This window comes from Streptomyces sp. NPDC025833 (assembly GCF_055558055.1).
Genome location: NZ_JBVHNF010000011.1, coordinates 194123 through 206529 on the forward strand (window position 1 = coordinate 194123; position 12407 = coordinate 206529).

Annotated in this window: 9 protein-coding genes; all 9 read left to right on the forward strand. The window is 75.9% G+C overall.

Annotation, left to right across the window (positions count from 1 at the left end):
- Positions 1-11 precede the first annotated feature (11 nt).
- The 9 genes from ACZ4K2_RS21180 (at position 12) to ACZ4K2_RS21220 (ending at position 12261) form a co-directional block, all read left to right on the forward strand.
- Complete coding sequence (locus ACZ4K2_RS21180) at positions 12-1034, forward strand: DUF917 domain-containing protein (protein ID WP_467475514.1); 1023 nt, start codon at positions 12-14, stop codon at positions 1032-1034.
- Between the two features lie 226 nt (positions 1035-1260).
- A complete protein-coding gene (locus ACZ4K2_RS21185) occupies positions 1261-2580 on the forward strand; it encodes a hydantoinase/oxoprolinase N-terminal domain-containing protein (RefSeq protein WP_467475515.1) in 1320 nt (439 codons plus the stop codon).
- 108 nt (positions 2581-2688) lie between these two features.
- Positions 2689-4098 carry a purine-cytosine permease family protein gene (locus ACZ4K2_RS21190; RefSeq protein WP_467475516.1) on the forward strand — a complete coding sequence of 470 codons (1410 nt, stop codon included), beginning with the start codon at positions 2689-2691 and terminating at the stop codon, positions 4096-4098.
- 61 nt (positions 4099-4159) lie between these two features.
- A complete protein-coding gene (locus ACZ4K2_RS21195; RefSeq protein WP_467475517.1) occupies positions 4160-5734 on the forward strand; it encodes a hydantoinase/oxoprolinase N-terminal domain-containing protein in 1575 nt (524 codons plus the stop codon).
- Positions 5727-6803, forward strand: coding sequence for a DUF917 domain-containing protein (locus ACZ4K2_RS21200; protein WP_467475518.1), 1077 nt, complete (start codon positions 5727-5729; stop codon positions 6801-6803). Before ACZ4K2_RS21195 ends, ACZ4K2_RS21200 begins: the two co-directional genes overlap by 8 nt.
- Before the next feature lie 294 nt (positions 6804-7097).
- Entirely contained in the window at positions 7098-7253 is a 156-nt protein-coding gene (locus tag ACZ4K2_RS21205) for a hypothetical protein (RefSeq protein WP_467475519.1), read from the forward strand.
- A gap of 90 nt (positions 7254-7343) precedes the next feature.
- Positions 7344-9794: a DUF4135 domain-containing protein gene (locus tag ACZ4K2_RS21210; protein ID WP_467475520.1), complete on the forward strand. Its 2451-nt coding sequence runs from the start codon at positions 7344-7346 to the stop codon at positions 9792-9794.
- Positions 9791-10975 (forward strand): hypothetical protein, encoded by a 1185-nt coding sequence (locus ACZ4K2_RS21215; protein ID WP_467475521.1) that lies wholly within the window; start codon positions 9791-9793, stop codon positions 10973-10975. Before ACZ4K2_RS21210 ends, ACZ4K2_RS21215 begins: the two co-directional genes overlap by 4 nt.
- Positions 10972-12261, forward strand: coding sequence for a JmjC domain-containing protein (locus ACZ4K2_RS21220; RefSeq protein WP_467475522.1), 1290 nt, complete (start codon positions 10972-10974; stop codon positions 12259-12261). The genes ACZ4K2_RS21215 and ACZ4K2_RS21220 overlap by 4 nt, the downstream gene beginning before the upstream one ends.
- The last annotated feature ends 146 nt before the right edge of the window (positions 12262-12407 follow it).

The window sequence follows — 12407 nt, forward strand, 5'->3', positions numbered from 1 at the left end:
TGGTTCCTCCCATGGACCTCGACGCCGCGGCGCTCGCCGCCTTCGCCCGGGGCTGCGCCCTGCTGGGTTCGGGGGGCGGCGGCCCCGTCTCGGTGACCCTGCCGGTCGCCGCGCAGGCGCTGGAGGAGTGCGGCCCCGTACCGGTCGCCGACCCGCGCGACCTGCCCGGTGACGCCCTGGTGATGCCGTTCAGCCTGGTGGGTTCGCCGGCCGTGGCGGCCGAGCGGATCGGCGGCCGCGACGAGCCCGCTCGGCTGCGCGACCGGGTGGAGCAGCTCCACGGCCGGCCCGTCGCCGCCGTGCTGAGCAGTGAGATCGGCGGCCTCAACGGGCCCGCCGCCCTCGCCTGGGCCGCCCGGCTCCGGGTGCCGCTGCTGGACGCCGACAGCATGGGCCGGGCCTTCCCGCGGATGAACCAGAACGTGCTGGAACTGGCCGGGCTGCGGCCCGGGCCCGCCGTGCTGGTCGACGAGTACGGCCACACCGCGGTCCTCGACCACGTCGACGGCGTCCACCTGGAACTCCTGGTGCGCGGTGTCGTCGACGCGCTCGGCGGCCGCGCCGCCTCCAGCGACTACCCCCTCACCGCGGCCCTGGCCGCCGCGCACGCGGTCCCCGGCACCGTGACCCGCGCCCTCGCTCTGGGCCGCGGTGAGGTACCCGCTCCGCTGCTCACCGGCAAGGTGGCCGACCTGCGCCGGGCGGGCGAGGCCACGCACGTGCTGCTGGAGGGCACCGGTGGTGACGACGGGCGGCTGCTGCGGCTGGAGGCCCGCAGCGAGTTCCTGGCGGTCGTGGAGGACGGCGCCTGCCGTGCCCTGGTACCCGACGTGATCTCCCTGGTGGACAGCCGCACCGGCTGGGCCCTGCCGGTGGAGGAGGTCCGCTACGGGCTGCGGGTGGCACTGCACGTGCTGCCGGGAGCGCCTGCCTGGTACACCCCGGCGGGACTCTCCCTGGCCGGTCCGGCCGCGTTCGGGCTGGCCGGACTGGACCGCCCGGCCGCCACCACGTCCGCCGCGGACGCCCGGTGACCCCCGGCAGCGGCACCCGGTGGGCCGGGATCCGGTCCGCCCGTGCCCGCACCGCGCCACCCGCCCCCCGCACCGCGGCCCGGGCCGCCCGCACCGGTCCGGCGGTCCGTGCCGCCCACGCACCCGCCCCCCGCACCCCGGCCCGGACCGCCCGCACCGGTCCGACGGCCCGTGCCGCCCGCACCCCCGTCCGCCCCACCGTCACCGCGCCCGCCGGAGGTGTCCGATGATCCTCGGCATCGACATCGGGTCCACCAGCACCGACGCGGTGCTGCTCGACGACGGCCGGGTGGCCGCCACCGCGAAGGTCCCGTCCCGGGCCGGCGACCCGGTGGCCTCCTTCCTGGCCGCCGCCCGGGCCGTCCCGGCCGCCGCCCGCGCGGACGTCGGCCAGGTCGCGCTCGGCCTGCGGGCCGCCGCCGGGGCGGTCGCCGCCCGGCGCGGCCTCGGCCGGGTCGGCGTGCTGCGCATCGGCACCGCCGACGCCGTACGGCCGCTGTACGGGTGGCCCGCCGACCTGCGGGCGGCGGTGCTGGCCGGCGTGGCGGAGGCCGGGGGCGGCGGCGGCCTCGGCCCCGGTGCCGCCGTGCCCCTGGACCGGGACGCGGTGGCGCGGTTCGGCGACCGGCTCGCCGGACGCGCCGACGCCTTCGCGGTGAGCGCCGTCTTCGCGCCCGCCGACGACAGCCAGGAGCGCGAGGCGGCGGAGATCCTGCGGGCCCGCACCGACGTGCCCGTGCTGCTCTCCGGGGAGGTCGGCCCGCTGGGCCTGCTGCACCGGGAGAACGCCACCGTGCTGGACGCGGCCCTCAGTTCCCTCGTCGACGGCATCGCCGGCCGGGTGGAGGAGGCCCTGCCCCGGCTCGGACTGGCGCCGGGCGCCGCGGTGTTCGTCACCCGGCACGACGGCACCCTCATGACCCTGGACTACCTGCGCCGCCAGCCCGGCCTCAGCCTCGGCTCGGGCCCCGCCTGCACCCTGCGCGGCGCCGGTCTGCTGGCGGGCAGCGAGGACGCCGTGGTCGCCGACATCGGCGCCCGCCGCGCCCGGGTGGGCACCCTGAGCGGCGGCTACCCGCAGGTCTCCGGCACCACCGAACTCATCGGCGGCGTCCCCGTCAACCTCCGCTTCCCCGACCTGATCACGGTGGACGCCCGGTCCCACCGCGACCTCGCGGAGGCCGCCGACCGCATGCGCCCGGGCGCCGGGCACTTCCCGCTGATCCTGGTCGGTGGCGGCGCGGACGACGTACCGGACGTGCCGGGTTTCCCCGTCGTGCGGCCGCCGCACGGGGCGGTGGCGGGCGCGTTCGGCGCCGCGGCCAGCCCGGTGGGCGGTCATCACGAACGGATCGTCCGCCCCGGCACGGTCTCCGCCGAGGACGTCCGTGCGGAGGTGCTCGACCTCGCCCGGGCCGGCGCCGTCCGCGCCGGGGCCGACCCGAAACGCCTGTCCACCGTGCTCGAACCCGACCTGCCCGTCCCGTACCTGCCCGGCGCCGTGCTGGTCAGGGCACGGGCCGCGGGACCGCCACTGCCCCTGTGACACCGGCCGCCGGCCGCCGTGCGGCCGCCTCCGGCCACGCCTTCCGTCCCTGGCGGCGGCCCACCGACGAGCCGCCGTACACCGTTCATCCCCGTAGCGAGGACCACCATGCCCAGACCACAGGGCGCCCCGGAGACGACCGGGGCCCGCACCGACGAGGAATACCCGCTGGAGAGGGTGCCGCGCGCGGCCCGCCACTCCTGGTTCGGCGTCGCCGTGCAGCGCTTCGGGCAGCTCTCCGACCTGACCCAGTTCCTGCTCGGCGCCACCCTGGGCGCCGGCCTGTCCTTCTGGGGCGCCTTCTGGGCGTTCACCCTGGGTTCGGTGATCCTGGAGGTCGTCTGCATATTCGTCGGCATCGCCGGCATGCGGGAGGGCCTGTCCACCTCGACACTGGTGCGCTGGACCGGCTTCGGCCGCTACGGCGCCAGCCTGATCGGCCTGGTCATCGCGGTCTCCCTGTTCGGCTGGTTCGGCGTGCAGACCGCGGTGTTCGCCGCCGGCCTGCACCAGCTGGTCGGCGCGGTTCCCATGTGGGCCTGGTGCCTGATCTGCGGGCTGGGCGTCACCGCTCTCGTGCTGCGCGGGTTCCGGGCGATGGGCTGGACCGCGTTCGTCACGGTGCCCGCCTTCCTCGGTCTGGCCGGCTGGGCGATGGGCGTGGAGTTCGCCCGCCACGACATGCTCGACCTGGTGCACGCCCAGCCGTTCGGCAGCCACCTGTCCGTCGCCACCGGGGCCACCATCGTGGCCGGTTCGTACATCGCCGGAGCGATCGTCACCCCGGACATGACCCGCTTCAACCGCAACGCCGGTGACGTCGTCAAGCAGACCGTCATCGGCATCTCGCTCGGCGAGTACGTGCTCGGCCTGGCGGGCGTGCTGCTCGCCTACGCCGTGAAGTCGTCCGACCTGATCGCCATCATCACCTCCTCCTCGGGCGTGGCCGGTGTCATCGTCCTGGTCTCGGCCACCGTCAAGATCAACAACTGGAACCTGTACTCGGCCACCCTGGGCCTGGTCAACGCCGCCGAGGCGCTGCTGCACCTGCGCCTGAACCGGGTCGCCGTGACCGTGGCCCTCGGTGTGCTGGGCTCGGGCGCGGCCGCCGCGGGCATCCTGGACCGGTTCACGACCTTCCTGACCGTGCTGGGGGTCCTCACTCCGCCGGTGGCCGGGATCATGGTCGCCGAGTACTTCGTGGTCAAGCAGTGGCGGCCGCACCTGGACGCGTCCCGGGCCCGCGGCCGGCTGCCGGAGACCGAACCGGGCTGGGTGCCCGCCACCCTCGCGCTGTGGCTGGTCTCGTCGGTCTTCGGCTGGTTCTGCGACCACTACCAGTGGTGGGGCGTGCCCGCACTCAACTCCCTGGTCGTCGCGGGGCTCGGCTACGTCGTGCTCGGCCGCCTCGGCCTGGTCCGCTCCTTCGGCGACCGGCCGACCGTGCAGCCCGCCCGGCCCGCCGCCCAGATCGAGGCGGAGGCCGCGGCGGCCGCCCGCCACCCGGCCGCCGTCTGACCCGATCACCGGGGCCGGCCGCCCCGGACCCCCGCCCCACCCGTACGGACGAAGGAACACCATGCGCATCGGCATCGACGTCGGCGGAACCAACACCGACGCCGCGCTCCTCGGGGACGACGACCGCGTCCTCGCCGCCGCCAAGACGCCCACCACCGCGGACGTCACGTCCGGCGTCGGCGCCGCGATCCGGGCCCTGAACGCGCCGGCCGGCGACATCACCGCGGTGATGATCGGCACCACGCACTTCCTCAACGCCCTGATCGAGGGTGCCCGGCTCGCCCCGGTCGCCGCCGTGCGGCTCGGCCTGCCCGCCACCGCGGCGCTGCCCCCGATGACGGACTGGCCCGACCGGCAGCGTGCCGCGGTCGGCGGCCACGCCTACCTCTGCCACGGCGGGCGGGAGTTCGACGGCCGGCCGCTCTCCCCGCTCGACCCGGACGAACTGCGCCGCACCGCCGCCGACATCGCCGCCCGCGGGCTCACGTCGGTCGCGATCTCCTCGGTGTTCTCCCCGGTCGCCGAGGAGGACGAGCGGCGCGCCGCCGAGATCCTCGCCGCGGAACTCGGCCCCGGCACCCGTTTCTCCCTCTCCCACGAGATCGGCCGGGTCGGGCTGCTGGCCCGGGAGAACGCCACCATCGTCAACGCCGCGCTGCGCGACCTCGCCGACCACATCGTGGAGTCGTTCGGGAAGGCGCTGGCCGAGGCGGAGATCACCGCCCCGTTCTTCCTCTCCCAGAACGACGGCACCCTGATGGACGTCGGCCACGCGCGGACCTACCCGGTGGCCACGTTCGCCTCCGGACCGACCAACTCCATGCGCGGCGCGGCCTTCCTGTCCGGCCTGGCCGACTGCGCCGTCGTCGACGTCGGCGGCACCACCGCGGACATCGGCATCCTCACCGGCGGGTTCCCCCGCGAGGCCGCGGGCGAGTCGGAGGCCGCCGGCATCCGCACCAACTTCCGCATCCCCGACGTCCTCTCGCTCGGCATCGGCGGCGGCTCCCTGGTCGCCGGGGACGGCGAGACCGGGCCGCGCTCCGTCGGCTACCGGCTCACCGAGGAAGCGCTCGTCTTCGGCGGCTCCACCCTCACCGCCACCGACCTGGCCGTCGCCGCGGGCCGCGCCGAGGTGGGTGACCCGAGCCGCGTCGCCCACCTCGACCGGGCCTTCGCCGAACGCGCCCTGACCCGCATCGCCGGCCGGCTCGCGGAGGCCGTCGACCGGATGCGTACCTCCGCCGCGCCGCTGCCGGTGGTGGCCGTCGGCGGCGGCTCGATCCTCGTCCCCGAGGCCCTGCCCGGCTTCGACGACGTGCGCCGCCCCGCCAACTTCGGGGTCGCGAACGCGGTCGGCGCCGCCATCGCCCAGGTCGGTGGCGAGGTCGACCGGGTCTTCCGCGTCCGCGAGGGCCACCGCGAGGAGGTGCTGGCCCAGGCCCGCGAGGAGGCCACCGGCCGCGCCCTGGACGCCGGCGCCAAGGACGGCACCGTCCGGATCGTCGACATCGAGGAGGTGCCGCTCGCCTACCTCCCCGGCGGGGCCACCCGGATCCGCGTCAAGGCCGTCGGAGACCTCGATCTGCACCGCATCCAGCACGTCACGAACACCGGAGCCCCCACCCATGCGTGAGATCACCCTCGACAACCTCGACGACATCGCCCGCGGCGCCGGCATCCTCGGCACGGGCGGCGGCGGCGACCCCTACATCGGCAAGCTCCTCGCCCGCGAGGCGATCCGCGCCCACGGCCCCGTCACCGTCGTCGGCATCGACGAGGTCCCCGGCGACGCCCTGGTCGTCCCGGTCTCCGGCATGGGCGCCCCGACCGTGCTGCTGGAACGCGTCCCCAACGGCGGTGAGGAACTGACCGCGCTGCGCGCCCTGGAGAAGCACCTCGGCCGGTCGGCGACCCATCTGGTGCCGATCGAGATCGGCGGTGTCAACTCCATGCTGCCGATCGCCTGCGCCGCGCAGGCCGGGCTGCCGCTCGTCGACGGCGACGCCATGGGCCGTGCCTTCCCCGAGGCGCAGATGGTGCTGCCCGGTCTGATCGGGGTCACCAACACCCCGATGGCGCTCGCCGACGACAAGGGCAACACGATCGTGGTGGACGCCGTCTCCAACCACGCCGCCGAGCGCATCGCGCGGGCCGTGTGCGTGGAGCTCGGCTGCCAGATCTCCTGCGCCGACACCGTCCTGCGGGGCGACCAGCTCGCCGCCGGCCTGGTGCCGGAGACGCTCACCCTGGCCGAACGGCTCGGCGCCGCGGTCCGCGAGGCCCGCGCGGCGCACGAGGACCCGGTCGGCGCCGCGGTCGCGATGCTGGGCGGCATCCGTCTGCTGACCGGCAAGGTCGTCGACGTCTCCCGGCGCACCGAGGGCGGCTTCGCCCGTGGCCGGGCCGTCCTGGAGGGCACCGGCGAGGACACGGGCCGCACGCTGGAGCTCGGTTTCCAGAACGAGCACCTGCTGGCCGTCCGCGACGGTGTCACCGTCGCCACCACGCCCGACCTGATCTGCGTGCTCGACAGCGAGACCGGCGACCCGGTGACCACCGAGGGCCTGCGGTACGGGCTGCGGGTCTGCGCCCTGGTCGCCCGCTGCGACCCGCGCTGGACCTCCGAGGGCGGCCTCGCCCTCGCCGGACCGCGCTACTTCGGTTACGACACCGACTACCTGCCGTTCGGCAGCACGCTCTGACCAGCGCCTCCCGCTCCCCCGCTCCCGCGCTCCGGCGCGCCTGCGGAGTGCGCCTCCCCGGCCGCCCGGTACGGGGGGCGGGGCGCGGGGGCGTGCCCGGGCGGCGCGGTGGGCGACGACGCGACCGCGGGTTCCCGGTCGCAGCGACCCGGGAATCCTGGGTCCGTCGGTCACAGTATGTAATTGGCCAGAAGTCGTCTGTTCCGGCTCTGTCTCGATCGTTCTCCGCTGCCTAAGCTCGGCCGGGTTGTCGCGGCATCACCGAGTGTCTCTTGTCGATCCAGGAGGACCACCGTGAACCAGCCCACCACCCATGAGGGCCAGTCCCGCACCGAAGCCCGTCCCTCCGCCGAGGAAGAGCTCGACCTCGTCATCGGCGAGCTGGAGCAGGAGATCCCGGCCCGCAGCGGAGCCGCGGCCGGCACCTGTATCCGCGTCTACTGCATCTGACACCGGCCGCGGTCGTCGACAGGCCGCGACACGGTGCACACGGGTGCCGTTCCGCCCCGGGCGGGACGGCACCGCGCCGGGAAGGACGCCATGACGCAGGTGCTGTGGCAGGCGGACGCGGTCGCGCCGACCGCGCGGAGGAGCGCCCCTGCGCCCGGCCCCGCCGCGCGCAGGGTGATCGACGCCGTACGGGCGGGCGCCGCCGGCCCCATGTTCCCTCCGGTGCTGCGCCTGGGCGAGGACGGCCTCCTCGTCCATGACCGCGACCTGGCCGGTGAGTCGGACGCCGCGCTGCTGGCGGCCGCGCTCACCGACCGCCGCTTCGCTCCGCTCGACTCGCTGCTGGACGCCCTCGATGCCTGGTGCGGCCGCACCGCCGCCCGGCACACCGCCCTTCTCGCGCCCGGAGTGCTCGACGTCACCGACGGCGCGCTGTTCGGTCCGCTGGTGTGCGAGGCGTTCACCGCGTGCGCCGCCGGCGTCGCCTACGACGCCGACGCGGAGTGCGCCCGCTGGACGGGCTTCCTGGACCGCTTCCTGGAACGTCTCGCCCGCGACAGCGGCACCCGCTGGTTCGACCGGCCCGGCCTGCGGCTGCCGGTGACCGGCATCGAGGCCCGGGGCGCGGAGACCCACAACGGCCGTCGCCGAGTGCTGCGGGTGCGCCTGGGCGGCGGCAGCATCGCCTACAAGCCGCGCCCGGCCGGCGGCGAAGTCCTCTTCCTGCCCCCGGACGACTCCGTGTTCGCTCTGCTCAACGCGTTGCCGAGCGCGTCCGGACCGGTACGCCTTCCCGTGCTGCGCTGCACGCCCGGCTCCGGCCCCGACGGACGGGAGTACACCTGGCAGGAGTGGCTCGAACCACCCGCGCAGTGGGGCGTGATCCGTTCGGGGAACGGCCGGCGGCTGCACGGCCCCCGCCTCGGCCGGCGCCAGGCGGAACGCTACTGGCACCGGGCGGGCTCGCTCGCCGCCGCGGCGTTCCGTTTCGGCATCGCCGACCTCGGCGAGGGCAACCTCCTGGCCGGCGCCCGGCCCCAGGACCGGGAACCCCTGCCGTACCCCGTGGACCTGGAGATCTTCCTGACACCGCTGCGGCGGCTTCACGACACCGGGCTCGTCGCCGACGAAGCCGCCGGCGACCATCACCATCCGGGCTTCGAGGACCGGCCCCGCTGGTGCACGGTCGACGGACCCGTCGCCCACTTCACCGAGACCGCCGACGGCGGACCACGCCTCGTACGGCGGGACCGGCCCTGCACCCGGGCCGGCACCCGCACGGTCGTCGCCGACACCCACGGGCGCGCCGGGCACGGGCCCTACCTGCCGTCCTTCCTGCGCGGCATGTTCGACGCGTGGACGCTGATGTCCCGCCATCACGACCGCATCCGCGCCTACCTCCGGCGGGCCGCACCGGACATGTACGTCCGCGTGCTGCTCAAGCCGACGGAGGCGTACACGGAGGTCCTGGCCGACCGCCTCACCGGCACCGGGACCCGCGCCGGGACGCCGTCCCCGGCGCGGCCGTGCGGCGCCCCCGCGACCGTGCCCCAGGACACGGCCGGCGCCACTGCCGGCGCCGTCCACGGAGCCCTCGCCGAGCCCGTCTTCGGCCCGGCCGAGACGGCCCAGCTCGACATCGGCGACGTCCCCTACTTCTTCCGCCGCGCGCACGGCGGCCCACTGCTGCGCACGGCGGACCCCGCCCACGGCCCCGGCCCCGCCGCGCACCTCACCGTCCCCGCGGACCCCGACCCCGCCTGGCCGCCGTCCGCCGCCGTGGTCGACGAGCGCGGCCGGGACCTGGCCGGCCTGGGCGTGGCACTGCGCGACGCGGTCGAGTACGCCTGCGCCACCGTGGGACCAGGCACCTTCGAGGGTGACGGCGTCCGGGTGCGCGTCACCGACCGGCACACCGGCTGGGCCGAGTTCACCTGGGCCGAAGCGGGACGGCGGATCACGTACGCCTGGGACCGGGAGACGGTCCGCATCCGCGTGGAGCCGTTCGCCCGTCCCGGGCCGGCGCCGGATGTGCGGCGGCGGCTGCTGCGCATGGACCGGGTCGACGCGGTCCTGCGCGCCCGCTGGGTGGCCTCCGGCTTCACCGACGAGGCGACGGAGAAGCGGCTGGCCGCCTTGACCACGGCGGGTACGGGATGGCTGGCCGACGTCGTGGCCCGGTACGGCTGGCCCGGTCACGCCCTCGTCGGGCCGGCCGCCGCGGCAGCCGCGTGCCGGCTCGTGCAGCACGCCGAGGGCCCGGTCGCCTTCCGGCAGGAGTGCCTCCGGCTGATCCGGCGGGCGGCCCGGGAGGGGGATCTGCCGTGGCGTCAGGTGGCCTACGTCACCGACGCGCTGCGGGTCGGCCAGGGCCGCCCGCAGGTGTACGGGACCAAGTTCCGCATGGGCGAGGGAGGGTTGGAGCCGTGTCCCATCGAACAGCCCGACCGGGTCGACGAACTGCGGCGCGACCTGGGGATGGAACCGCTCGCACGCTACGCAGGCCGCCTGCGCAGCCGCTACCGCACCCGGACCCGGTGACCGCCGCCTGGGACGACCTGGCCGCCCGACACCGGGGGCGCGAGCCCGCCGTCGCCCCCGCGCCCGGCGGGACGGCTGCGGTCGACGCCCTGCGCGCGTACACGGTCATGGTGCGGGCGGCACGGCCCTTCCGGGCGGGCACCCGGTTCCGCGCGCTGCCCGACGTGCGGTTCCTCGTCGAGGGCGGACGGATCCGGACGCCCGGCGATCTGCTGCCCGGCCCGCGGGACGACACCGCCGAGCGGTACGCCTCGCGGCTCGACGCCCGGACGGGAGGGAAGGGCCGGCTGCTCGCCGTGGAACAGCCGCTTCTGCTCGACCACGTCCTGTGGGCGCAGGTACGCGACCTGGTCGCACCGCTGTGGGCACGGATCGGCCATCCCGTGCTGCCGGTCGTCGCCGAACTCGCCCTCGGCGAAGGGATCACCGACGGCGACGGACTGCGGCGCGAACCCGCGCACTCCAGTCTCGTATGGGTGCTGCACGGCAGCGTCACGGTGCTGCCGGAGCACCCCCGGGACGGTCCTGCCCGCACGGCCGGCACCGGGGAGCTGCTGCACTGGCCCGCGGGACGACCCCACTGCCTGCGCTACGGCTCGCGGACCCTCGCGCTGCGGCTGCTGGTCCCGGCCGATGCCCGCCTGCTGACGGAAGCGGTCAAGGACGTCGTCGCGGGCCTGTTGCACGAACGACGCGGCCACGACCACGTCCCCTGCCTGCCGTACCCGCCCGCCGAGGGGGAAGGCGGTGCGCCAGAGGTACCCGAACTGGGGCAGGCGGCAGGGGACTTGCGGCAGGTGACCGGTGAGGAACGGCTCGGCCGCATCCTGCGCGTCCTGTGGGCGCGCCGGGTCAGCGCGGGTGCGCTGGAACCCGCCCCGGCCCCCCGGGCGCCCGTCACCCTCGCACCGGAGGACCGGCTGCGGCCCGCCTCGCCCGTCGTGCGCATGCCGCTCGACGAGGAGCAGGGGTGGATCTGGGCCGTCGACGGCCACGCCTTCTCCCTGCGGGGCACGCTCGGCGAGCGCGTCCTGCACCTGCTGCGGCAACCCGGCGCGCACACCGTCGCGGAACTGTGCGCCGAGGCCGGCCCCGGACGCCAGGCGCAGGTCGCCGCGCTGCTCAACAAACTGCACGTCCTGCGCGGCGTGGACGTGGTCGGGAGGACGGACACGGCATGAGCGAGGAACCGATCCCGGCGGTCGAGGAGGAGTTCTCCTGGAGCACCCTGATGGAGCGGTACTGGGACCGGTGCCCGGTCCTGTTCCGCTCCGTCGCTCCGGCGCCGTTCACGGCGCCGGAGGTGTTCCGTGCCACCGTGCGCGGCTGCGCCACGAGCACAGCGGACGCACCCGTGCCGCCCAACGTGCAGTTCACGGTCGACACCGTCCAACGGCATGACGCCCACGGGGTGTTGCCCGTCGCCGGGGACGGCGCGTTCGACGCCTACGACGCACGGCTCGCCGCCCGCCTGGACGACCGCCGGTACGCGTTGGTGGTCAACGGCTTCCACGCCTTCGACGCCGCGCTGTGGTCCCGGGAGCGCGCGTTCTTCGCCCCGCTGTGGCGGACCGCCGGCCTGCCGCTGACCGGCGCCATCACCACGTTGTTCCACGGCACCTACGAGCACAGCCCGGTCGGCGTCCACAAGGACCGCTTCGCCACCTTCCTGTTCGGCCTGCGCGGCCGCAAGCGGATGCGGTTCTGGCCGCGCAGGCCGTGGGACGAACCCGTCTCGACCAAGACCGACTACGCCCGGCACATCGCGGCGTCCGTGCCTGCCGAGGTGGGCCCCGGCGAACTGCTGTACTGGCCCGCCGACTACTACCACGTCGGCGAGAGCGCCACCGCCGCCCCGGCGACCAGCGTCAACGTCGGCGTCCCCCGCGACGGGCACCACACCGGCTACGAACTCGAAGACCTGCTCGCCGACCTCGACCCGGCCCGCCTCGCCGGCCGCGGCGGCCTGGACACCCTGCCGGGCACCACGGACGCCCCCCTGACCGCGCCCGGCCCCGCGACCGGAGGCGTCCTCGCTCCCACGCTGCCCGAGGCGCTCACCAGCGCCGCACGGGCCCTGTACGACTTCGCCGACCCCGTCGCGATGCGCCGCCGGGTCACCGTGCTCTCCCTGCGCCGCTGGACCGCCGGCGGCTTCGAGCCGGTTCCGCCCGCCGCGGCGCCCCGCGCCCTCAGTGACGCGGACCGGCTGCGCGGCGACCCGCAGGCGCCCGTGCTGTGGGCGCCGGACCCGGACTCCGGCACCCTCTGCGCGGCGAACGGCCACGAGACCCGCACCCCGCTGGCCCCCGACGAGGTGCGCCGGCTCACCCGCGCGCCGTCCGGGCCGGACCCGGTCGCCGTCGGCGCCCTGTTGCGGGCTCTCGCCCCGGGCGCCCGGCGCGACGAGGGCCGTGCGCTGCTGGAACGCCTCGAGAGCTTCCGGGCCTTCCACCGCGCGCCATGACGGGACCGGCGTGGGCCGCTGTCCGCTGACGGCGAACCGCACCATGGTGCGCTCGCCCCGCTTGCTCTTCCCCCACGTGGATCACTGCCGGCTTGCAGCCGCCGGCCCGTATCGCCTTGGCCACGGCACAGTCGTTGTACTGCCCG

Bases quoted from the DNA above. Each gene is read 5' to 3' on its own strand.
- ACZ4K2_RS21200 (WP_467475518.1), top strand. From the start codon at position 5,727: ATGCGTGAGATCACCCTCGACAACCTCGACGACATCGCCCGCGGCGCC.
- ACZ4K2_RS21190 (WP_467475516.1), top strand. From the start codon at position 2,689: ATGCCCAGACCACAGGGCGCCCCGGAGACGACCGGGGCCCGCACCGAC.
- ACZ4K2_RS21210 (WP_467475520.1), top strand. From the start codon at position 7,344: ATGACGCAGGTGCTGTGGCAGGCGGACGCGGTCGCGCCGACCGCGCGG.
- ACZ4K2_RS21180 (WP_467475514.1), top strand. From the start codon at position 12: ATGGACCTCGACGCCGCGGCGCTCGCCGCCTTCGCCCGGGGCTGCGCC.
- ACZ4K2_RS21185 (WP_467475515.1), top strand. From the start codon at position 1,261: ATGATCCTCGGCATCGACATCGGGTCCACCAGCACCGACGCGGTGCTG.
- ACZ4K2_RS21195 (WP_467475517.1), top strand. From the start codon at position 4,160: ATGCGCATCGGCATCGACGTCGGCGGAACCAACACCGACGCCGCGCTC.
- ACZ4K2_RS21220 (WP_467475522.1), top strand. From the start codon at position 10,972: ATGAGCGAGGAACCGATCCCGGCGGTCGAGGAGGAGTTCTCCTGGAGC.